Origin of the sequence: Pararhodospirillum photometricum DSM 122 (genome assembly GCF_000284415.1) — a bacterium.
GTDB classification, from domain to species: Bacteria; Pseudomonadota; Alphaproteobacteria; order Rhodospirillales; family Rhodospirillaceae; genus Pararhodospirillum; species Pararhodospirillum photometricum.
Window position 1 is genome coordinate 1,312,837 of record NC_017059.1, and the last position, 21,301, is coordinate 1,334,137.

Genomic DNA, 21,301 nt, shown 5'->3' on the forward strand with positions numbered 1-21,301 from the left:
GGAGCCGCCATGACCTCCCCAACCGGTCCCGCCATCCTGGCCGACCTTTACACCGTCATCGCCGGGCGCAAAGGCGCCGACCCCGACACCTCCTACACCGCCCGCCTGTTCGCCAAGGGGCGCGGCAAGATCGTCAACAAGATGGGCGAGGAAGCCTTCGAGGTGGCGGTGGCCGCCCTCTCCGAGGGACCGGACCGTGTGGTGTCGGAAAGCGCCGACCTCTTGTATCATCTCACCGTCCTGTGGGCCGACACCGGCGTGACGCCGGATCAGGTGTGGGCCGAGTTGGCCCAGCGCTTCGGCACCTCGGGGATCGACGAAAAAGCCGCCCGCAAGGGCTGATCTGGAGATCCGTGATGGCGTATGACGAGACCAACGTGTTCGCCCGCATCCTCAAGGGCGAGATCCCGTGCCGCAAGGTGCACGAGGACGAGCACATCCTGGCCTTCCATGACATCAATCCCCAGGCCCCGGTCCACGTGCTGGTGATCCCCAAGGGCGCCTACACCGACTGGGACGACTTCGCCCAACGGGCCAGCGAGGCCGAAATCGCCAGGTTTATTCGCGGCGTGGCCCACGTCGGCCGCCTGCTGGGGGTCGATGAGCCGGGCTATCGGGTGATGTCCAACAAGGGCGTCAACGGGGGGCAGGAGGTCCCGCATTTGCATGTGCACCTGTTTGCCGGACGCAAGTTGGGGCGCATGGTGCCGGCGGAGAGTGTGTGACGAAAGAAGGCTGGGGAGGCGCGGCCTCCCCAGGCCCCTCGGTTCTCAGGGGCAGGCGGTAGCGGTGGGCGCCAGGGCGCAGACCTTGATTTTTCTTAAAAATTCGACGGTGTGGTCGCGTTCCTCGGAGGCGATGGGCGGGCCTTCGTTGCCAAACGGCGGGGTGCGCCAGATGCGCTGGACCATGTAGGATCCTTCGCGGCCCTGGATGTAGAGAAACAACGAGGCCTCGCCGGCATCGACATCCTTGCGCCGGAAGCACCCCATGCTCCAAAAGGCCCGGCCGATGTTGTTTTCCACCTTGGTCTGAGGGACCGTGGTGGTGTGGGCCTGACAGGTCGTTTCGTACTCCTTGATGGTCCGCTGGTGCGCTTCTTGGAGGCTGGGCGTCCCCTCGCCCCGAGCCATCGACACCACCACCATGTCCTTCCAGTCCTGGGCGCCTTGCCCTTCCGGCACGAACACCGCCCGCCGATGGCTGGGCTCGTCGGTCGTGTACAAGGTTTCCCACCCCGGCGGCAGGGTAAAGACCAGGGTTTCAGCCGGCGTCAGCCCCTGAGGCCCCGCCGCGTTGGCCGTGACCGCCCCCAGCCAAAGCCCCACCACCATCCCCACCCCTCGGATCGCGTGACCCATGCCGCCTCTCCTTAAAGGAAAGAGGGGTCTGGGGAGGCCCGCCTCCCCAGCCTGCCCTTCTCCCGTCAGCTCACCAATTCCGGCCGATCCATGAACTCGTCCAACGCCTCGGGATTGGCCAAAGCCTCCTTGTTGCGCACCACCCGGCCATGAATCACATCGCGCACGGCCAGCTCGACAATCTTGTTGGACTTGGTGCGCGGAATATCCCCAACCTGAAGAACCTTGGCCGGGACATGCCGCGGCGTGCAGTTCTCGCGGATCCGCCCCTTGATCCGGGCCACCAAGGCGTCGTCCAAAGCCAGCCCGGGGGCCAGAACCACGAACAACAACACCCGGACGTCCCCCTCCCAGTCCTGACCGATGACGATGGCCTCCCGCACCTCGGGCAAGGTTTCCACCTGACGATAGATCTCTGCGGTGCCAATGCGCACCCCGCCCGGATTGAGGGTCGCGTCCGAGCGGCCATAAACAATGATGCCACCACGCGGTGTTAGTTCCACCCAGTCGCCATGGGTCCAGATCCCGGGGAAGCGCTCAAAATACGCGGCGCGAAACCGGCTGCCATCGGGATCGTTCCAAAACCCCAGCGGCGTCGAGGGAAAGGCTCGGGTACACACCAGCTCGCCCTTTTCCCCCACGACCGGCCGCCCGCTCTCGTCGTACACCGCAACGGCCATGCCCAGGCCCCGCTTCTGGATCTCGCCCCGGTACACCGGATCCACGGGACTGCCCAGCATAAAACACGACACAATGTCGGTGCCGCCCGAGATCGAGGCCAGGTGCACGTCGGCCTTGATCGCCTCGTACACGTGGTCAAACCCCTCGGGGGCCAGAGGGGAGCCGGTCGAGGCAATCACCCGCAGGGCTCCCAGGGCGTGGGTGTCCCGCGGGCGCAGGCCCTCCTTGCGCTGGGCGTCCAGCCATTTGGCCGAGGTGCCAAAGAAGGTGCAGCCCTCGGCCTGGGCATAGTCCCACAGGATGGTCCCCGAGGGATGGAACGGCGAGCCATCATAGAGCAGTAAGGTCGCCCCCGTGCCCAAGGCGCCGACCAGCCAGTTCCACATCATCCAGCCCAGCGTCGTGAAATAAAACACGCGGTCGCCGGGCCGGGTGTCGCCGTGGAGGACATGTTCCTTGAGCTGTTGCAGCAAGGTGCCGCCGTGGCCATGCACAATGCACTTCGGCGCCCCGGTGGTGCCGCTGCTGTACATGATCACCAGGGGATGATCGAAGGGCACGCGGTGAAAGGTCGGCGCGCTCGGCGTCAGGCCGGCCAGGAAATCGTCCCAGCTCACCGCCTCCACCGTCTCCGGCCCGCCCCCGGCATAGGGGATCTCGACCACCGCCGTCAGGGATGGCAGCCGCGCCACGATGTCGGCCACCTTGCCGCGACACGAATGGACCTTGCCGTTGTACAGATAGCCATCGACCACAAACAACACCGTGGGCTCAATCTGGCCGAAGCGGTCCAGCACGCCTTGGACCCCGAAATCGGGCGAGGCCGAGGACCACACCGCCCCCAGGCTGACCGTCGCCAAAAACGCGATCACCGCCTCGGGCAGGTTCGGCAGATAGCCCGCTACCCGGTCCCCGGGCCCAACGCCGGCCCGCGCCAGGGCCTGGGCCACGCGCGACACTTCGGCCCGAAGCGCCGCGTGGCTGAGGCGTCGGCGCACGCTGGCCTCGCCCCAGAACACCAAGGCGTCGGCTTCGGGATCCACATCGGGCCGCAACAGGGTTTCCGCCATGTTGAGCCGGGCCTGGGCGAACCAGCGTGCCCCAGGCATGCGGGTGGGATCATCCACCGCCGGGCCGTCGCCCCGCTCGCCGATCACCCGGCAAAAGGTCCACACCTTGTCCCAGAAGGCTCCAGGGTGGTCGATGGACCACTGCCACAAGGCATCGTAGTCGGGAAGGCTCACGCCCTCCTCGGTTTCAACGGCCTGACGAAACGCGGTCAAGGACGCCGCAGCCACGCGTTCGGGTGCGAGCTGCCACAACGGGCGCACGGGGTCTTGCACGATTGATTTCTCCCTGTTGGGTGGTCTTATTGCCGACCTCACCCGGGAGTTTGCCGTGTAAACGCGCTTGGGGAAAAGAGAAAAAGGCTGGGGAGGCGCGGCCTCCCCAGACCCCTCGGTTAAGAGGAGCGGGTGAGGACAGCGATGAAGAAGCCATCCGTGCCGTCGCGACCGGGCAGCAAGCGTCGGCCTTTGTTCGTGGGCTCATACTCGGGGTGAGCGGACAGGAAGGCAGTGATGCGGTCTTCGTTTTCCTCGGGCAGCAAGGAACAGGTGGCATAGACCAGCCGTCCGCCGGGCTTGACCAAGCCGGCGCCGCGCTCCAGCAGGCCGGCCTGTTCGGCCACCAGCGCTTGGACCCGCTCCGGGGTCAGGCGCCAGCGGGCGTCGGGATTGCGGCGCCACGTGCCGGTGCCGGAACACGGGGCGTCAATGAGCACCCGGTCGAAGCTGCCCTTGCGACGCTTCAGCCACCGCGACGTTTCGGCATCCAGGACCCGACAGGTCACGTTATGCACCCCGGCCCGGTGCAGGCGCACGCGGGCGCGCTCCAGCCGTCCGGCGCTTACATCGGTGGCGATCAGGCTGCCCTTGTTTTCCATGGCCGCCGCCAGGGCAAGGGTTTTGCCGCCGGCCCCGGCGCAGAGATCAAGCACCGCCATACCCGGCGTGACCTCGGCCATCAAGGCGACAAGCTGGCTGCCCTCGTCTTGAACCTCGACCAGACCATCTTGGAAGGCGCGGGTTGCCGCCACATGTGGCCGTCCCTCAAGGCGCAGGGACAGCGGGGACAAGGATCCCGGGGTCGCCGAGATTCCCTCGTCGGCCAAGGCCCGCACGGCGGCGTCGCGCGTGGCTTTCAAGGTGTTGACCCGCAAATCCACCGGAGCCTCGGCCAGCAGGGCCTCCAGTTCGGCATGGAGCGCCTCGCCCAGAGCAGGCGCCAGACGCTCGGGAATCCACACTGGGACTTCGTAGCGCACCGAGGCTCGCATGCCTCGATCCTCCAGGGATTTCCCCTGTAAGGCCATCACCAGCCCTGATTCCGGCACCGTCAAGGGGGACGGATCATGGGGTCCCGGAGGACTTGCGGCAAACAAGGCCCGCACGGTCGCCGCGGACTGGCCCTCGACCACCACCAGATAAGCCAACGCCAAGGAGCGCGGCGTCGGGGTCAGATCGCAACGCTCCACATGCCACGTCAGGCGGGCCCGACAGCGCAGCACGCCCCAGGCCAGCGACGTGACCGCCCGGCGATCCTTGGACCCCATATAGCGCCGGGCCCGCACGAAGGCGCTCGCCACCCCGTCGGCCGGACGATCGCTGGCGGCGATGGCACCCAACAGCGCCACCGCCTCCTGAAACCGGGCCCCCGGTGTCACATACCCCCCCTGTAGTTCGGCGCTTCCTTGGTGATGGTCACGTCATGGACATGGCTCTCGCGCCAGCCCGACGCCGTAATCCGCCGGAAGCGGGCCCGCACCCGCAACTCGGGCAAGGTAGCGCTGCCGGTGTAGCCCATGGCCGCCTTGAGCCCGCCGATGAGTTGGTGAATGACCGTGCCGGCCGGCCCCTTGAACGGCACCTGCCCCTCAATGCCTTCGGGCACCAGTTTGAGGTTGGAGACCTCCTGCTGGAAGTAGCGATCGGCCGAGCCCCGGGCCATGGCGCCCAACGAGCCCATGCCGCGATAGGCCTTGTAGCTGCGGCCCTGGTAGAGGAACACTTCGCCCGGCGCCTCGGCGGTGCCGGCCAGCAGGCTCCCAACCATCACGGTGTCGGCGCCCCCGGCCAGCGCCTTGGCCAGATCGCCGGAGTACTTGATGCCGCCGTCGGCAATCACCGACACGCCGCTGCCTTTGAGGGCCTCGGCCACTTCGACAATCGCGGTGAACTGGGGCACGCCCACGCCCGCCACGATGCGCGTGGTACAGATCGACCCGGGGCCAATGCCCACCTTGACCGCGTCGGCGCCGGCATCCACCAGGGCACGGGCCCCGTCGGCGGTCGCGATATTACCGGCGATCACCTGAGCATTGGCATACGCACGTTTGATATGGGCCACGGTGTCGATCACGCCCCGGGAGTGACCGTGGGCCGTATCAACGACCACCACGTCCACCCCGGCCTCAATCAAGGCCTCGGCGCGGGCCAAGCCATCAGGCCCCACCCCGGTGGCCGCCGCCACCCGCAACCGCCCTTGCGGATCTTTGCAGGCGTTGGGGTAGGTCTGGGCCTTTTCAATGTCCTTGACGGTCACGAGACCAATGCAGCGATAGGCATCGTCCACGACCAGGAGCTTTTCGATCCGGTGGGTATGCAGCAAGCGCCGGGCTTCGCCCTGGCTCACCCCTTCGCGCACCGTGACAAGATTTTCATGGGTCATGAACGTGCGAACTGGGGCCGAGGTGTCCTCGGCAAAACGCACATCGCGGTTGGTCAGGATCCCGACCAGCGTGCCCGTTTGCGGCTCCGTCACCGGAATGCCACTGATCTGGTGGTGAGCCATGAGGGCCAGCGCCTCGGCCAACGGGGCGTGCGGGCCGATGGTCACGGGATTGACCACCATACCCGCTTCAAAGCGCTTGACCTTGCGCACTTCCTCGGCCTGGGCGCGAATGTCCAGGTTTTTGTGGATAACGCCGATGCCGCCGGACTGCGCCATCACGATGGCCATGGGGCTTTCCGTGACCGTGTCCATGGCGGAACTGATCAGGGGAATGCCAAGCGTGATCGAGCGGGTCAGTTGGGTGCGGGTATCGGCCTGAGCCGGGAGAACGTCCGACGCGGCGGGCTCAAGCAGCACGTCGTCGAAAGTCAGCGCCTCTGGAATCATCACGGAAAAGGGCTCCTCGTGTCCAGGAAAGGCCCGCCATCATACACCGCCCGCCTCGGCGGGCAAGGTGTCGTCCGTGCTTCCTGTGGACAAAATGCACAGGCCCAGCGTACAGTCAAAGGACCAGAGGACGCGGGAGACCCCCCATGGTAACTGGAAAGCTTCTTGGAATCCTCGCTGTCGCCTTGACCGGCTTGCTTCTCTATGTCGGCGTGTATGTCCTGGGTGTCACCGTGTCATCGGTGATCCTGTATGGGGCCCAATTCCTGGGCCTGGGCCTCTGCGTGCTGTTGTTCGTGCTGATTATCCTGGTCACCCGGGGCAAGGTCGAAAACTGATCTCCCCCGGTTACAACAAGGCGACCAGATCTTCCGGCGCCAAGGGGTGGCCAAACAAGAACCCCTGAATCAAATCGCAGTACTGGGCGCGGAGGTGGGCGAGTTGGGCTTCGGTCTCGACCCCCTCCGCCACCACCCGCAAGCCCAGCCGCCGCGCCATCAAAATCGCCGTTTCCACCAACACCGCATCTTCGTGCCGGGTCAGCATGTCGGCCACACAGTGGCGATCGAGCTTCATGCTGCCAAAGGGATAGGCGCGCAAGGTCTTCATGGATCCATGCCCGGATCCAAAGTTATCGATGGTCAGGGACACGCCACACTCCTTCAACGCCTGAAGGGTTCGGCCGATGGGCTTGGGGTCGCGCGACAACGTGGCCTCGCTGACCTCCAGTTCCAAGACCGAGGCCGGAACCCCCGTCCCTTCCAGCACCTCGACCACCCGCTGCGGAAAGTCGGGATTGCGCAGTTGTCGCCACGACAAATTGACCGCCATTCGAAACCCCGGCGGCACTCGGTTCAGCCATTGGCGGGCCTGGGTGCAGGCGGTCCATAACACCCAAGCGCCGATTTCCTCCATCAAACCCAAGTCCTCGGCCACCGGGATAAACCGGGTCGGAGACACAAATCCTCCCTCCGCACTGGGCCACCGGATCAGCGCCTCGGTCCCCACCACCAGCAAAGTCTGGCTGTCCACCACCGGCTGATAATGCACGGTCAAGTCCATATTGCGGACAGCCCGCCGGAGAGCGCCCTCCAGAGAAATCTGCTCTTGGACCTCCCGGTTCATCTCCGAGGTAAAAAACTGATAGGTATTGCGCCCCGACTCCTTGGCGCGCGCCAAGGCGGTGTCGGCGTTGCGCATCAGCTCATCCACGGACTCCCCGTCATCCGGTGACACGGTGATGCCGATTGATCCGCCGATCATGACGTCCTGGCCATCGTCCAGGACAAATGGACGGCGCAGCGCCTCCAGAATGCGTCGGGCGACCAGCGCCTGGTCAACGACCCCGCCTTCCGTCACCAAGAGAATCAAAAACTCATCGCCCCCGACCCGAGCCAAGGTATCGGTGTCGCGCAGGCACTCGCGCAGCCTTTGGGTCACCTGACAGAGCAACGTGTCGCCAACAATAGGGCCCAGGGTGTCGTTGATCACCTTGAAGTGATCAAGATCGACCAGCAGCACCGCCACCCGAGAGCCCGCCCGGCGCGCATGAGCCACCGCCAGGGTCATCCGGTCGCGCAGCAAGATCCGATTGGGCAGACCCGTCAACGCATCGTGATTGGCATGATGCCACGACCGGCTTTCGGCGGCTTTGCGCTGACTGATGTCTTCATGCACCGCCATATAGTGCACAACCGCTCCGGTGGCGTCGCGCAGGGGAACGATGGTGGTTCGCTCCCAGATCAGGGAACCGTCCTTGCGCCGGTTCTGGATTTCTCCGCTCCATTGCCGACCTGCCGCCAAATCGGCCCAGAGCTTTTCATAAATGGTTTCATTCATGGTCCCCGATTTGAGAAAGCGGGGGGTGCGGCCCAGCACCTCGTGCGCCTCGTACCCGAGGTTGCGTAAAAAAGCGGGATTGACGTATTCGATGACCCCCATCGGGCTGGTCATCATGATGGGAAACGGCATCTGGTCCAGCACCGAGCGCAAAGGACCATCGACAAGGAGACCGGATCCCCCAGGCCCTGGACGCACGCTCAGAAGAGCCACGGGCGCATCGGATGACGCGGCCACCGATCCCTTAACGATCACCGGTCGCTCCGAGCCCGCCAACCGTGCGGTCAGTTCCCAAAACCGCCCGGCATCGCTCAAGTGCCCCGTCAAGATCTCCCGGTCTTCCTCGCGCACCAGATCGACAAACATCGTGCCGATCCCCTGGGCTGTGTCCAGCCCGAGCAAAAGACTCAAGGTTTGATTGAGGAAAAGAAGCCGCCCGTCTTGCACCACGGCCAAGGGTTCGGGAAAGGCATCCACCAAGCGCAAGAGAGGATCGTCTTCCCCTTCGGACTCCCCGGAAAAAGGGGACGCTTCCAGGGGCGGCGGGACGACCGGTGCTTCCGACATGGTGATGAGGACCCTGAGCGAGGACGGCGATCTGGAGGTTTTACGCCGGTTTTAGCGCCTAGGCCACGCGAATCACGCCCCGCCTTTATGGGGCATCGCCTCGCTCGCAGAGTCCCCGTCAACCGCCCCTAGTCGTCCAAAGAGATCAGGTCGCCCAACCCAGCGGTCTCGTCATCTTCCACCACCGGCTCGGGCTCCTTATGGCTTTGGGCCAAGCGCAGCAACACATCATCCAACTGGGCCAGAGACTCATAGGTAATGACCACGCGCCCTCCCCGCCCCTTGGACTCAATGCTCACACTGAGGCCCAGGTTGTTGGAAATATCGCGCTCCAACGCCAGGGTATCCGCGTCCTTGGTATTGCGTGCCGCGCGGGCCTTGGGCTCCGTTGCCGCCTGCTGGGCCAGCTTTTCCGTTTGGCGCACATTCAAACCTTGGGTGACCACGCGACGAGCCAGTTCCACCGCCCGGTCGCTGGTGATCAAGGCGCGGGCATGACCCGCCGAGAGTTTGCCTTCCTCGACCATCAGCTTGACTTCGTCGGGCAAGGTGGTCAGGCGCAAGGTATTCGCAATATGGCTGCGGCTTTTGCCCAGAACCTGGGCCAAGCCCTCCTGGGTATGGCTGAAGTCTTCCATCAGCCGCCGATAGCCTTCCGCCTCTTCAATGGGCGACAGGTCCTGGCGCTGAAGATTTTCGACCAGGGCGACCTCCAGGGTCTCCTGATCGGACAGCGCGCGCACCAAGATCGGGACTTCATGCACCTGAGCCCGTTGCGCCGCCCGCCAGCGACGCTCGCCGGCGATAATCTGGTAGCCCCCGGTGCCCAGCGGATCCGGCCGCACCAAAATGGGGGTCAAAATCCCCTTGGAGCGAATGGACTCCGCCAGATCGGCGATCGCCTCCTCATCGAACAGCCGACGCGGCTGGGTGGGGTTGGGCATGACGCTGCCAATCGGCACCATCTGCATCCCCCGCACCGGCCCGTCGCCGCTTTCCAGACGAGAAATCTCCTCATCGTCTCCCAACAACGCGGAGAGGCCCCGCCCGAGACCGCGCTTACGGCTCGAGGACGGGGGCACAACGACACTGTCGTCGGCACCCTGGGAGTCGGAGGGGGTCATCTCGCCATACTCCATCACATCCATCATGCCGCCCAACCACGCTCGCGCTTGATCATCTCCCCCGCCAGGTGCAAATACGCCTGCGAGCCCGCGCATTTCAAATCATACAACAGCACCGGCTTGCCGTGGGACGGCGCCTCGGAAATCCGAACGTTGCGGGGAATCACGGTGTTGTACACCTTGGACCCAAAGTACCCGCGCACATCGGCGGCCACCATGTCCGACAGGTTATTGCGACGATCGAACATGGTCAGAACAATGCCCTGAATATCCAGGTCATGGTTGAACAGACGTCGCACCCGCTCAATGGTTTTGACCAGATGGCTGATCCCTTCCAGAGCAAAGAACTCGCACTGCAACGGAACCATGACCGCGTGGGCGGCCACCAAGGCGTTCAGGGTCAACAGGCCCAAAGCCGGCGGACAGTCGATCAACACATAATCAAGCCCATCCAGTTGCCCTTCCAACGCCATGCGCAACCGAAACTCACGGCCCATTTCGGCCACCAATTCGAGCTCGGCGCCAGCCAGATCGACGCCGGCGGGAATAACCCACAAATTGCCAATTCCACTAGACCGCATGGCCTCACGCGCCGGCAGGTCTCCCATCAGCACCTGATAGGTACTTTGGGCACGCGCCGCAGCCGTCAAGCCGAGGCCCGTTGACGCATTCCCCTGAGGATCCAGGTCGATGATGAGGATTTTTTTCTCTGTCGCGGCCAGGGCCGTGGCCAGATTGATGGCCGTGGTGGTTTTACCCACCCCCCCCTTTTGATTAGCGATGGCAATAACGCGGGGGCCGGTAGTGGGAATCGGAGCGAGGGCATAGGGCTCAGACACGGCGAACCTCTTCAAGTCGCAGGACGAAGCCGCCGGACCCGGTGCGGCTGGGGAACCGGTCCTCGGTTATCATCCACTGTGTGCGGGACTCGGTCAACTCCTCCTCAACCGATTGCCCTTTTAAAAAAAGGCCTTGGGCGCCGGCTTCCAGGAACGGAGCCGTCCAGCCCAACAGCCGGGGCAAGGGCGCAAAGGCCCGGGCCGTCACCACATCGACGGGAAACGGTGTCATGGCTTCCAAGCGGGTCGTATGCACCTGAACCGAGGCCTCGGTCACCCGCGCGACTTCCCGCAGAAACACCCCCTTGCGCCCATCCGATTCAACCAAATGAACCTCGGGCACCCCAAGCAGGGCCAGCACCATCCCGGGAAATCCCGCCCCACTCCCCACATCAAGAACGACCCGGGCTCCCGGGCGCATCAAGGGCAAAAGCTGGGCCGAGTCCAAAAAATGGCGCCGCCACGGGTCGTGTAAGGTGGTTGGTCCCACCAGATTCAAGGCCGGCTGCCATTTGCGCAGCAGCGCCAGATACGCCTCCAGGCGTTTCATTGTTTCACGTGAAACAGCACACGCCTCGGCAAAGGCGTCGGGTGTCAGGGGGGCCGGCCCTTTGTGGGCGCCCCCGGAAGCGGATGACACAGCGGATTTTTTCATACGCGAACGGTACCCGTTAGCACAGACCCTTTGGTGGACTCTCCGGGACAGTGCCCGACACCAGACCACAACGCCGTGGAACACCGTGCCAGGGGACACAAAAGAAAAGGTAAACGGGAGGATCGGAATGGCCTTCCACCGACTTTTTTCCTCGGCTCAGACCGCCCGATGTCCTTTTTTCACATGTCTCAACAGCGCCGTCAAGGCCGCCGGGGTCATGCCGGGAATACGTCCCGCCGCCCCCAACGTCACCGGCCGCGCTTCCGACAGTTTGCCACGCAGTTCCGCCGACAAGCCGGCCAGGGCATGGTAGTCGAGATCCCCCGGCAAATGCAGGCTTTCGTCGGCCCGAAAGGCCTCGATGTCGGCGTGCATGCGGGCCAGATAGCCGGCATAGCGCGCCTCGATTTCCACCTGCTCCACCACATCGGGCCGCAACCGGGCCAACTCGGGCCAGATCCCGACCACCCGCTCCCAGGTCATGTCGGGCAGCGCCAGGAGATCCAAGGGCGAGCGGCGTTGGCCATCATGATTCACGCCAATCCCCCGGCGGGCCAAGGCCTGCGGTGTTTCCGCCAACGCCCGGATCTGGTGCAGGGCCGCGTCCAGGGCCGCCTCCTTGTCGGCGAAGGCCCGGGCTCGTTCCGCCCCCACGCAGCCCACGGCAAGACCTTTGGCGGTCAGGCGGCGGTCGGCATTATCGGCGCGCAGGACCAGGCGATACTCGGCCCGGCTGGTGAACAAGCGGTAGGGCTCGCGGGTCCCCAGCGTGATCAAGTCATCGATCATCACGCCGAGATAGCCCTCGGCCCGGTCGATGGTCAGGGACGTCTCACAGCCACGCGCCTCTTGGCGTCCGGCCACCAAGGCGGCATTCACGCCCGCCAGCAGCCCCTGGGCCGCCGCTTCTTCGTAGCCCGTCGTGCCATTGATCTGTCCAGCCAAAAACAGCCCGGGAACCCGCCGGGTTTCCAAGGTGGGGGTCAGGCTGCGGGGATCAACGAAATCGTACTCGATGGCATACCCCGGGCGCAGCACCTGGGCCCGCTCCAAGCCGGGAATGGTCTTGAGAAAAGCGTGCTGAACATCCACCGGCAAGCTGGTGGACAGGCCGTTGGGATAGACGGTCGGATCGTCCAGGCCCTCGGGCTCCAGGAAGATCTGGTGGCGATCGCGATCCGCAAAGCGCACCACCTTGTCTTCAATGCTCGGACAATAGCGCGGCCCAATGCCCTCGATGCGTCCGGCATAAAGCGGCGAGCGGTGCAGGTTGGCCCGGATCACCGCGTGAGTCTCGGGGGTGGTGGCCGTCAGGTGACAGGGGACCTGGGGGGTGGTGATCGCCGAGGTCAGAAAGGAAAACGGCGGCGGCGGATCCTCGCCCGGTTGGATCTCCAGAGCGGCCCAGTCGATGGTCCGGCCATCAAGGCGGGCCGGGGTGCCGGTCTTGAGCCGCCCCAAGGAAAAGCCCAGCCGCTCCAGCGCCCCCGAGAGCCCCAGGCACGGCGGATCCCCCACCCGCCCCCCAGGCGTGGTTTCCTCGCCCACATGCAAAACACCGCGCAGAAAGGTCCCCGTGGTCAGGACCACCGCCCCGGCCGTCCAGCGGCTGCCGTCGGCCAGAACCACCCCGGCGCACCGCCCCGCGGCATCCACGCACAGATCCTCCACCGCCCCGACCCACAGGGTCAGATTGGCCGTTTCAGCCAGAAGATCCTGAACGGCCTGCGCATAGAGCCGGCGGTCGGCCTGGGCGCGGGGTCCTTGAACGGCTGGCCCCTTGCTGCGATTGAGCATGCGAAACTGGATGCCGCCGCGATCAATGGCGCGGGCCATCAGCCCGTCCAGGGCGTCGATCTCGCGCACCAAATGCCCCTTGCCCAGGCCACCAATGGCTGGGTTGCAGGACATGGCCCCCACGGTCTCGCGGCGATGGGTCACCAAGACGGTGCGTGCCCCCATCCGGGCGGCGGCCGCCGCGGCCTCGGTGCCGGCGTGCCCGCCGCCCACGACGATCACATCCCACTGGTTCGCGTTCATGCTCATTTACCCAGGCAGAAGTCTCTAAAGATGATGTCCAGCAGATCATCCACCGCGACCCGGCCGGTGATGCGCCCCAGGGCCCGCACGGCGAGCCGCAAGTCCTCGGCTCGGAGATCGGCCAGCGGCGCCGTCAAACTCCGCGCAAGGGCGGTGTGGGCCTCGGTGACGGCGGCACGATGCCGGGCGCGGGTCAGGGCAGGGGCATTGGTTTCGTCGAGCAGGGCCCGGGCCGCCCGTTCCAAGGCCGCCTCCAGGGCCTCGAAGCCCTCCCCGGTCAGGCAGGAAATCCAGATCCCCTCTCCCGTCCGCTCGGCCACCTGATCGGCCCGGGTAAAGACCCGCAGCAAGTTCGCCCCGCTCAAGCCGACCAAGGGATCGGCCTCGGCCGGGTCGCGGGTTCCATCCATCACCACTAAGGTCAGGTCGGCTTGGGCGTGACGGGCCAGAGCGCGGCGCACCCCCTCGGCCTCAATGACATCGGTGGTCTCGCGTACCCCGGCCGTATCGGCCAGCAGCAACGGATAACCGCCGAGGTCGAGGCCCACTTCGATAACATCGCGGGTGGTGCCGGCAATGTCGGAGACGATGGCCGCCTCGCGCCGCGCCAGCCGATTGACCAAGCTCGACTTGCCGGCGTTAGGCGCGCCGATCACCGCGACGTGGAGACCGTCCCGCAGACGTTCGCCTCGGTGCCGATCATCAAGGTGGGCGGCCAAGGTGTCGCGCAGATGAACAATGCCCGCCCGCACCTCGGCCTCGACGGCGGGCGGCAGGTCCTCGTCGGGAAAGTCGAGCAAGGCCTCGGCGTGGGCCAGCAATCGCATCGCCTCACCGCGCCATCCCTCGTAGAGCCGAAACAAGGCGCCGTCGGCCTGACGCAAGGCTTGCCGCCGCTGGGCCTCGGTCTCGGCGTTGACCAAATCGGCCAGGGCCTCGGCCGTGGTCAGGTCCATCTTGTCGTTCAAGAAGGCGCGGCGGCTGAATTCCCCGGGCTCGGCCAACCGCACCCCGGGGATCTCGGCCACGCTCTGCGTCACCGCCTCCAGCACCGCCCGTCCGCCATGGATGTGCAGTTCGGCCAGATCCTCGCCCGTGAAGCTGGCGGGGCCGGGGAACCACAAAATCAGCGCGTCATCCAACCACTCTTTGCTCACGGGGTGGCAGAGGCGGGCTCGGGTTGCGCGCCGGGGCACCGGACGGCGGCCGGTCAGGGCGTCCAAGACCGGCCCGGCCCCTGGCCCGGAAACGCGGACCACGGCGATGCCGGCCCGGCCATGGGCGGTCGCGAGGGCAAAAATCGTTGCCATAATCGGCCTTAGGTCTCCGACGAAGAAGAGGGTCGCGCGCCCTTTTTGGCAAACTGCGACCAAAAAAGTCCTGCAAGGCCCCCAGGTTTTGGACCTGCGCCGGAAACCAAGCGCGTAACAAGGCTTCCGGTTCCAGGGCATTGAGGGAGGCCGCCATGCGGTCTTGCATCTGTTGCACCAGGGCGTCTTGGAGCGGGGCGATATTGGGCAGGCCCAGGAAAGCACGGGCTTCCTCGGGCGTGCATTCCACATCCACCGTGATTTTCATCGTTCCCTCCCTCGACCGCGCCGGCTGGAGCGGTGGTTGCATGACGATCAGGCGCATCCAAACAGCAGTAAAAGACGTAAGCCGATCACCAACGCCCTTTCCACGCCTGTTCAGGGAGCTTGCCATGAGCCGTAACCGCCTGGGAGAGGAAACCTCGCCCTATCTGCGCCAGCACCGGACGCATCCCGTGCATTGGGCTCCCTGGGGACCCGAGGCCTTTGCCGAGGCCCGCGCCACCCACCGGCCGATCCTGTTAAGTGTGGGATACGCCGCCTGCCACTGGTGCCACGTCATGGCCCATGAGAGCTTCGAGGATCCGGCGGTGGCCGACATTGTTAACGCCCTGTTCGTTCCGGTCAAGGTGGACCGCGAAGAGCGGCCCGATATTGATGCCTTCTACCAAGCAGCCCTGGCGGCGACCGGGCAACCGGGCGGCTGGCCGTTGACGGTGTTTCTGACCCCAGAGGGCAAGCCGTTTGCCGGCGGCACCTACTTTCCCCCCGAGCCGCGCCAGGGCCGACCGGGGTTCGTCGAAGTCTTGAAGATGGTCTCGAACTTTGCCCGCAGTCATCCCGAGGACATGGATCGTCAGGCCGACGCCCTCACCGAGGCCCTCCGACCTCACCCTCCCGAGGGAGCGCGCGAGGGCGGACGGCTGGAGGATCTAGACGCGGCGGTGCGCGCCCTGCTGGCCCACATCGACCCGGAGCACGGCGGCCTAGGCGGCGCCCCCAAGTTTCCCATGCCCGCCGTGTTCGCCCTGATGCACCGGGTGGCGCACCGCACCGACGACCCCGGCCTTGGTCACGCCGTCACCCACAGCCTGACCCGCATGGCCCAGGGCGGCCTTTACGACCATCTGGCGGGGGGCTTTGCCCGCTATGCCACGGATGCGGCGTGGCAGATCCCTCACTTCGAGAAGATGCTCTACGACAATGCCCTTCTGATCGAGCTGATGACCGAAGTCTGGCGCTCGACCCGCGATCCGCTGCTGGCCCGACGGGTTCGCCAAACCGTGGCGTGGCTGGACCGCGAGATGAGCGCCGAAAACGGGGCCTTTGCCGCCTCCCTGGATGCGGACAACGAGGCCGGGGAAGGCGGGTTTGCTCTGTGGAGCGTGGGCGAGATCAAGGCCCTGTTGGGGCCCCTCGCCCCGGCCTTCATGGAAGCCTACGGCGTGACGCCCGAGGGCACGTGGGAGGGTCACAATATTTTGCATCGGGCCGGGCCCCTGCTCGACGCCGACGCGGAAACGGCGCTGGAAGAGCACTTGGCCTCGGCCCGCGATTTGTTGTGGCGGGCGCGCGAGCATCGGCCCCGGCCGGCGCGCGACGACAAGGTTCTGGCCGATTGGAACGGTCTGGTCATCGCCGCTCTGGCCCGGGCGGGCTTGGTGTTCGGGGAGCCGGCCTGGATCGCCCGGGCTCGTCACGCCTGGGAGGGTATCCTGGCGACCATGACGCGACCCGACCATCGCCTGGGGCATAGCCTGTGTCATGGCCGCTTGCAGGCTGAGGCCATGCTGGAAGATTACGCCGGCCTGATGCGGGCCGGTCTCGCGCTGTACGAGATCACGGGCGAGGCGCCCTTCCTGGAACAGGTCCTGGCCTGGGCCAACACGGTGGAGGGCGACTATCGCGACGACGACAGCCCGGGATATTGCCAGACCGCCCGATCGGCCCAGGATTTGCCGTGGCGGCCGCGCAGCTTCACCGACACGGCAACACCCTCGGGCACCGGTCTTCTGCTGCAAGCCTACGCCCGCCTGTTTCACCTGACTGGGGATCTTGTGTGGCGGGAGCGGATCGACACCGTGGTGCGGCCGGCGGGTGAGGCCCTGCTGCGACAGTTTCCCTACACCGCCTCGGTACTCCAGGCCGTAGACTTTCTGGAGACCGGCCTGCTGGTCACGTTGGAAGGCACCGATCCCGCCTGGGAAGCCGCATTGAGCCAAGCCCGGCACGGTGCCTTTACGGTACGACGCTTGCCCAACACAATAAAATCGCCTCGGGCGACCGTGTGCCGCGACGGGGTGTGCGGACCGCCCCTGACAACCCCGGAAAGTCTGCGCCAAGCCCTGGACCACTTTTTATCCCGATAGGAATGAGAGGTCTGGTTCTGGCCGATTTTTCTTCGTCGAGTGTTTCACGTGAAACAGGAGGCGGTGTATTGTTCCGCACTCTGATCCTCTTGACAGGTTCAGGCCGTCTCCCCACGGTCTTTTCCAACCGCCTTTTGGCTGTTCCTTTCCCTCGCGCCACGTGATTCCCCATGACACTTGACTCCGATCCTGACGCCTCGGCGTCTGGCGGTTCTTCCCCGGTCCTGGCCCGTGTCCTGGCCTGGGCCTCGGACCACCGCAATCTTTTGATTTCGCTGGCAACCTTAGCCGTTCTGGGGCTGGTCGGCGTGACCATTGGCAAACTGGTCCGGGAGGTCCACTACCAAGACGTTGTCGCGGCGCTTCAGGCGACCCCGTTAACGTCGGTGCTCCAGGCCATTGCTTTCACGGTCATCGGCTTTATCGCCCTTTCCTTTTATGACGTGGCCGCTCTTGCCTATATCGGCCGCTCTGTTCCCTACCGGGCCGTTGGTCTCACTGCCTTTTGCGCTTATGCCGTGGGCAACACCGCCGGCTTTGGTCCGCTGACCGGCGGCGCCATCCGCCTCAGGTTTTATGCCCCCTATGGCCTGGAACCCGAAGACGCGGGCAAGGTCATCTTGTTCGTCACCACCGCGTTCGGCCTGGGCCTTACGGTCTTAACGTCGGCGGGCCTGTTGGTCTCGGCCCAGGAGATTTCGCCCTTCCTCGGCCTTGATCCCCTGGTTTTGGAACTGGGCGCCGGAGCGACCTTGGCCGTGTTGTTTGCCCTGGGCGCCCTGGCGGGGCGGGGCGATGGCACGGTAGGCTGGGGACGCTTTACCCTGCGTTTGCCGCGTCCGCGCATTCTTCTCGGACAGTTGGCGGCGACCACCGTCGATGTGGTGGCCTGCGCCGGGGTTCTGTGGATCTTGCTGCCCACCGTTCCCATCGACTTTCCGGCCTTCGTCGCTTTGTTCGCGGTGGCCATGGGCATTGGTGTCCTCAGTCACGTTCCCGGCGGCCTCGGGGTGTTGGAGGCCATTTTGATCGCCACCTTGGGCGACGCCGTTCCCATGGATCGGCTCCTGGGGGCGTTGATCCTGTTTCGGGTCATTTATTACATTTTGCCGCTGTTGATTGCGGCCGTCGTGGTGAGCCTCGTTGAACTCAAGCGATTGGTCGAAGGCCCCGCGGCGTCGCGGGTCATCGGGGCGGGAGGCCGGTTGGCCCCGCCGGTGCTTTCGACCTTGACCTTGATCCTGGGCGCCATGCTGGTGTTCTCGGGGGTGACCCCAGCCCACCCAACCACCTTGTCCTTGTTGTCGCAGTGGGTGCCGCTCCCCATCGTGGAAGCGGCTCATTTTTTGGCCAGCATTCTCGGCCTGATGCTGGTCATCGTCGCGCGCGGCTTGGCCTTTCGCTTGGATGGGGCGTGGTGGACGGCGATTGGCGCGGCGGCGATCGCTGGGGTGTTATCCTTGCTCAAAGCCTTGGCGTTGGGCGAGTTCATCCTTCTGGTCTTGTTGTCGGTGGCCCTGCTGGCGACCCGGGCCGAGTTCCGCCGCCCTGCCGCCCTGGTCCACCAAATCCTCACCGCGCCCTGGCTGGCCGCGGTCGGGACCGTGGTTGCCTCGGCGTTCGTCTTGCTGTTCATCACCTACCGGGAGGTTGAGTACAGCCATGACCTTTGGGGGGCTTTCGACTTCTCCGAGGAAGCCTCCCGCAGCCTGCGCGCCCTCTTGGCGGTGACGCTGGGCGCGGCGGCCGTTGCCCTGTGGTCCCTGCTGCGCCCGGCGTCGGGACGCTCCTTGTCCCCCCACGACAGCGACTTGTCGAAGGCCATTGCCCTGGTTGAAACCCAACCCTCGGCTGGGGCCAACCTCGTGCGCATGGGCGACAAAAGCCTGATGTTTAGCGACGACGAACGCGCCTTCATCATGTATGGCCGCCACGGCCTGTCCTGGGTGGCGTTGTTCGACCCCATCGGCGCGCGCGACGCGTGGCCGGAACTGGTCTGGCGCTTCGTGGAAACCGCCCGTGAAGCCGGCGGTCGGGCGGTGTTTTATCAGGTGGCCCCGGAGAACCTGGCACTCTACGCTGATGCCGGCCTCAGCGCCTTCAAGTTGGGGGAAGAAGCTCACCTGGATTTGACCACCTTTTCCCTGTCTGGCTCCCGGCGCTATGGCCTGCGCCAAACCCTGAGCCGGGGCCGCCGCGAGGGTCTGGAGGTCAACGTTCTCTCGCCCGCCGACACCGCCGCCGTGATGGACCGCCTGCAAGAGATCTCCGACGCCTGGATGGCCCAGCATCAGGTCCGGGAAAAGCGCTTCTCTCTTGGCGCCTTTGAGCCCGACTACGTCTTGTCGCAGCCGGTGGCCGTGTTGCGGGTTCAAGACCGGATCATGGCCTTCGCCACCTTGCTCACGACCTCGCTGAAGGAAGAGGTCTCCATTGACCTGATGCGCTTCGATCCCGAAGGCCCCCGCTCGGGCATGGAGTTCCTGTTCCTGTGCCTTATGGAGCGGTTCCAGGCCGAGGGCTATCGGAGTTTCAATCTGGGCATGGCGCCGCTCGCCGGGCTGCGCGCCAGTGTCTCGGCGCCGGTCTGGCATCGGGTCGGGCGTGCCGTTTATGAACACGGCGAACGGTTCTATAACTTCCAGGGCTTGCGCGCCTTCAAGGCCAAGTTTGCCCCGGACTGGCAACCTCGCTACATGGCCGTGGCCGGCGGGCTCAATCCCGCCCTCGCCCTGGCCGACACCGCGTTTCTTATCAGCGGGGGGCTCAAAGGCGTGATCGGCAAATGATCCCATCCCCCGTTAAAAACCACCAGATCTGAGGGGTCTGGGGAGGCACGCCTCCCCGGCCTTTTTTTTGCCTGCACCGCTCCAGGAGTCCCACGCCATGCGCGCCATCGTCCCCCTCCTTGTCCTGTGCTTGATCTGCGGCTTCGCCCACGCCACCCCTCTCCCCCCTCCCGACCCTCCCCCCCTTCCCGACCCGCCCTTTTCCCTCCCCCCGGCGGCTCTGACCGTGTTCCAGCCCGCAGGGCCGCCCCAATCGGTGGTCGTGCTGTTTTCCGACGCCCGGTGGGGGACGCGCGAACGGGCGCTGGCGACCCGCTGGCAGCGCCAGGGCGCCCTCGTCGTCGGCCTCGATACCCCGGCACTGCTGGCCCACATCAATACCGCCGAGCCCGGCGACTGCACCGATCTGGCCAACACCTTGGAGGGCTATAGCCAGGATCTGCAAAAGGCCCTGGCCGTTGATCCCTATCTCAGCCCGATCCTGGCGGGGACCGGCACCGGTGGCGCCCTGGCCCTGGCCACCATGGCGGGCGCCGACGTCAACACCTATGGGGCCGCCGTGGTGGTGGACCCCGCTGCCGTCGTGCCCGCCCAAGCCTCTGTATGCCGCCGGGAGAACGATCCGCCCCTGCCGGCTCTGGCCTATGGGTTCACGGCGCAAGACGATCCAGTGCGCGTTCTTCTGACCCCCACCGCCCCCCCCGAGACCCGGCGCCTGATCCGGGCGCTGACACGGCCTCTGCCGGCGATCCGCACGGTCCGGGTTTCGCTGCCTCCCGACGAGGCGCTGGCCCGGCGCGTCAGTCGGCTGTTGGCCAACCGCAGCGGGATCGCCGATGCCGCCCTGGTTCCCCTGCCGGCGACAGCAAGCCGCGATCTCATGGCCATTGTGCTGTCCGGGGATGGCGGCTGGCGTGACCTGGACCGGGAGATTGCCCTCCAATTCCAGAAGGAGGGGAGGCACCGCAGCCGCCGCAGGCGCCCTATTGGGGCGCGGCGCCGCAACCGCCGCAGGCACCCTATGGGGGCATGGCACCCCAGCCGCCGCAGGCACCCTATGGGGGCATGGCACCGCAGCCGCCCCAGGCTCCCTATGGCACGGCACCGGCGGACGGTTTGGCGAACGCCTATGGCTACGGCTATGGCTATGCCACCGGACCAGGTGCGGCGCCGGGAGCGGCTTATGCCCCGGCGGGAACCCCGGCGGCTTCGGCTTCGATGTTCCAGAGTTTGACCAACGCTTCGTGGACCCGGGGGTGGGTCGATTTCCAGAACGACGCCTACGTCAAGGGGTTGGTGGTCGGCGCCGTGGCGGCCCTGATCTTGAGCAATCCCTCGATGCAAAAGAAGACCCTGACCGGGCTCGCCTCGCTGTGGGGCCTGTTCCAAGGCGGCATGGAGGAAATCAAGGAGCGGTTCCGCGACGCCGAGGCCGAGATGCAAGCGGCGGCGCGCGGCGCGGTGCCTACGGGAGAAGACGACGGTCCCTCACCCGAGGCCTGATCGTGTCCGCCTGACTTTAACGTGAACACGGCCGGAGTCTCCCGT

At 65.7% G+C, this 21,301-nt stretch carries 17 protein-coding genes and 1 pseudogene; 7 read left to right on the forward strand and 11 right to left on the reverse strand.

From position 1 onward, the window contains the following. Nucleotides 1–9: 9 nt before the first annotated feature. Both RSPPHO_RS05780 and RSPPHO_RS05785 read left to right on the forward strand, forming a co-directional pair. Complete coding sequence (locus RSPPHO_RS05780) at nucleotides 10–342, forward strand: phosphoribosyl-ATP diphosphatase (RefSeq protein ID WP_041794531.1); 333 nt, start codon at nucleotides 10–12, stop codon at nucleotides 340–342. Between the two features lie 14 nt (nucleotides 343–356). Continuing rightward, a complete protein-coding gene (locus RSPPHO_RS05785) occupies nucleotides 357–725 on the forward strand; it encodes a histidine triad nucleotide-binding protein (RefSeq protein WP_041794534.1) in 369 nt (122 codons plus the stop codon). 45 nt (nucleotides 726–770) lie between these two features. Here the strand turns inward: RSPPHO_RS05785 and RSPPHO_RS05790 are convergent, their stop codons facing one another. The 4 genes from RSPPHO_RS05790 to guaB all read right to left on the reverse strand — a co-directional run bounded on the left by RSPPHO_RS05790 (nucleotide 771) and on the right by guaB (nucleotide 6,224). Beyond that, nucleotides 771–1,361 carry a hypothetical protein gene (locus tag RSPPHO_RS05790; protein WP_014414332.1) on the reverse strand — a complete coding sequence of 197 codons (591 nt, stop codon included), beginning with the start codon at nucleotides 1,359–1,361 and terminating at the stop codon, nucleotides 771–773. Between the two features lie 65 nt (nucleotides 1,362–1,426). Further along, nucleotides 1,427–3,385, reverse strand: coding sequence for an acetoacetate--CoA ligase (locus tag RSPPHO_RS05795; RefSeq protein ID WP_197535628.1), 1,959 nt, complete (start codon nucleotides 3,383–3,385; stop codon nucleotides 1,427–1,429). Between the two features lie 119 nt (nucleotides 3,386–3,504). After that, nucleotides 3,505–4,767 (reverse strand): RsmB/NOP family class I SAM-dependent RNA methyltransferase, encoded by a 1,263-nt coding sequence (locus RSPPHO_RS05800; protein ID WP_014414334.1) that lies wholly within the window; start codon nucleotides 4,765–4,767, stop codon nucleotides 3,505–3,507. After that, on the reverse strand, nucleotides 4,764–6,224 hold the full coding sequence (gene guaB, locus RSPPHO_RS05805) for an IMP dehydrogenase (protein ID WP_014414335.1): 1,461 nt from the start codon (nucleotides 6,222–6,224) through the stop codon (nucleotides 4,764–4,766). The genes RSPPHO_RS05800 and guaB overlap by 4 nt, the downstream gene beginning before the upstream one ends. A 143-nt stretch (nucleotides 6,225–6,367) precedes the next feature. On the opposite strand from guaB, the gene RSPPHO_RS05810 reads away from it, so the two are divergent. After that, entirely contained in the window at nucleotides 6,368–6,559 is a 192-nt protein-coding gene (locus RSPPHO_RS05810) for a hypothetical protein (RefSeq protein ID WP_014414336.1), read from the forward strand. Between the two features lie 10 nt (nucleotides 6,560–6,569). On the opposite strand, the gene RSPPHO_RS05815 is transcribed toward RSPPHO_RS05810, so the two are convergent. From RSPPHO_RS05815 to RSPPHO_RS21715, 7 genes and pseudogenes are all read right to left on the reverse strand, one after another. After that, entirely contained in the window at nucleotides 6,570–8,627 is a 2,058-nt protein-coding gene (locus tag RSPPHO_RS05815; protein ID WP_014414337.1) for a putative bifunctional diguanylate cyclase/phosphodiesterase, read from the reverse strand. 128 nt (nucleotides 8,628–8,755) lie between these two features. Beyond that, nucleotides 8,756–9,751 carry a ParB/RepB/Spo0J family partition protein gene (locus tag RSPPHO_RS05820; RefSeq protein ID WP_157879103.1) on the reverse strand — a complete coding sequence of 332 codons (996 nt, stop codon included), beginning with the start codon at nucleotides 9,749–9,751 and terminating at the stop codon, nucleotides 8,756–8,758. 23 nt (nucleotides 9,752–9,774) lie between these two features. Next, a complete protein-coding gene (locus tag RSPPHO_RS05825; protein ID WP_277905303.1) occupies nucleotides 9,775–10,590 on the reverse strand; it encodes a ParA family protein in 816 nt (271 codons plus the stop codon). Then, on the reverse strand, nucleotides 10,583–11,188 hold the full coding sequence (rsmG, locus tag RSPPHO_RS05830) for a 16S rRNA (guanine(527)-N(7))-methyltransferase RsmG (RefSeq protein ID WP_041796705.1): 606 nt from the start codon (nucleotides 11,186–11,188) through the stop codon (nucleotides 10,583–10,585). The genes RSPPHO_RS05825 and rsmG overlap by 8 nt, the downstream gene beginning before the upstream one ends. A gap of 213 nt (nucleotides 11,189–11,401) precedes the next feature. Next, nucleotides 11,402–13,291: a tRNA uridine-5-carboxymethylaminomethyl(34) synthesis enzyme MnmG gene (mnmG, locus tag RSPPHO_RS05835; protein ID WP_014414341.1), complete on the reverse strand. Its 1,890-nt coding sequence runs from the start codon at nucleotides 13,289–13,291 to the stop codon at nucleotides 11,402–11,404. Beyond that, the gene (gene mnmE, locus RSPPHO_RS05840; RefSeq protein WP_041794544.1) at nucleotides 13,288–14,595 is read right to left on the reverse strand and encodes a tRNA uridine-5-carboxymethylaminomethyl(34) synthesis GTPase MnmE; all 1,308 of its coding nucleotides are present in this window, start codon (nucleotides 14,593–14,595) and stop codon (nucleotides 13,288–13,290) included. The genes mnmG and mnmE overlap by 4 nt, the downstream gene beginning before the upstream one ends. Nucleotides 14,596–14,737: 142 nt before the next feature. Continuing rightward, nucleotides 14,738–14,989: pseudogene (locus tag RSPPHO_RS21715) on the reverse strand (DUF6489 family protein); the annotation flags it as partial. On the opposite strand from RSPPHO_RS21715, the gene RSPPHO_RS05845 reads away from it, so the two are divergent. From RSPPHO_RS05845 to RSPPHO_RS05860, 4 genes are all read left to right on the forward strand, one after another. Then, on the forward strand, nucleotides 14,988–16,964 hold the full coding sequence (locus RSPPHO_RS05845) for a thioredoxin domain-containing protein (RefSeq protein ID WP_041794547.1): 1,977 nt from the start codon (nucleotides 14,988–14,990) through the stop codon (nucleotides 16,962–16,964). The pseudogene RSPPHO_RS21715 and the gene RSPPHO_RS05845 overlap by 2 nt on opposite strands. 170 nt (nucleotides 16,965–17,134) lie before the next feature. Beyond that, complete coding sequence (gene mprF / locus RSPPHO_RS05850; RefSeq protein ID WP_014414344.1) at nucleotides 17,135–19,753, forward strand: bifunctional lysylphosphatidylglycerol flippase/synthetase MprF; 2,619 nt, start codon at nucleotides 17,135–17,137, stop codon at nucleotides 19,751–19,753. 97 nt (nucleotides 19,754–19,850) lie between these two features. Further along, nucleotides 19,851–20,987 carry an AcvB/VirJ family lysyl-phosphatidylglycerol hydrolase gene (locus RSPPHO_RS05855; RefSeq protein WP_041794550.1) on the forward strand — a complete coding sequence of 379 codons (1,137 nt, stop codon included), beginning with the start codon at nucleotides 19,851–19,853 and terminating at the stop codon, nucleotides 20,985–20,987. Then, entirely contained in the window at nucleotides 20,972–21,256 is a 285-nt protein-coding gene (locus RSPPHO_RS05860) for a hypothetical protein (protein ID WP_051013717.1), read from the forward strand. Before RSPPHO_RS05855 ends, RSPPHO_RS05860 begins: the two co-directional genes overlap by 16 nt. The last annotated feature ends 45 nt before the right edge of the window (nucleotides 21,257–21,301 follow it).

Coding starts and splice junctions, on each gene's coding strand:
- RSPPHO_RS05780 (WP_041794531.1), top strand. CDS start 10: ATGACCTCCCCAACCGGTCCCGCCATCCTGGCCGACCTTTACACCGTC.
- RSPPHO_RS05785 (WP_041794534.1), top strand. CDS start 357: ATGGCGTATGACGAGACCAACGTGTTCGCCCGCATCCTCAAGGGCGAG.
- RSPPHO_RS05790 (WP_014414332.1), bottom strand. CDS start 1,361: ATGGGTCACGCGATCCGAGGGGTGGGGATGGTGGTGGGGCTTTGGCTG.
- RSPPHO_RS05810 (WP_014414336.1), top strand. CDS start 6,368: ATGGTAACTGGAAAGCTTCTTGGAATCCTCGCTGTCGCCTTGACCGGC.
- RSPPHO_RS05815 (WP_014414337.1), bottom strand. CDS start 8,627: ATGTCGGAAGCACCGGTCGTCCCGCCGCCCCTGGAAGCGTCCCCTTTT.
- RSPPHO_RS05820 (WP_157879103.1), bottom strand. CDS start 9,751: ATGACCCCCTCCGACTCCCAGGGTGCCGACGACAGTGTCGTTGTGCCC.
- mnmG (WP_014414341.1), bottom strand. CDS start 13,291: ATGAGCATGAACGCGAACCAGTGGGATGTGATCGTCGTGGGCGGCGGG.
- mnmE (WP_041794544.1), bottom strand. CDS start 14,595: ATGGCAACGATTTTTGCCCTCGCGACCGCCCATGGCCGGGCCGGCATC.
- RSPPHO_RS05845 (WP_041794547.1), top strand. CDS start 14,988: ATGAGCCGTAACCGCCTGGGAGAGGAAACCTCGCCCTATCTGCGCCAG.
- mprF (WP_014414344.1), top strand. CDS start 17,135: ATGACACTTGACTCCGATCCTGACGCCTCGGCGTCTGGCGGTTCTTCC.
- RSPPHO_RS05855 (WP_041794550.1), top strand. CDS start 19,851: ATGCGCGCCATCGTCCCCCTCCTTGTCCTGTGCTTGATCTGCGGCTTC.
- RSPPHO_RS05860 (WP_051013717.1), top strand. CDS start 20,972: ATGTTCCAGAGTTTGACCAACGCTTCGTGGACCCGGGGGTGGGTCGAT.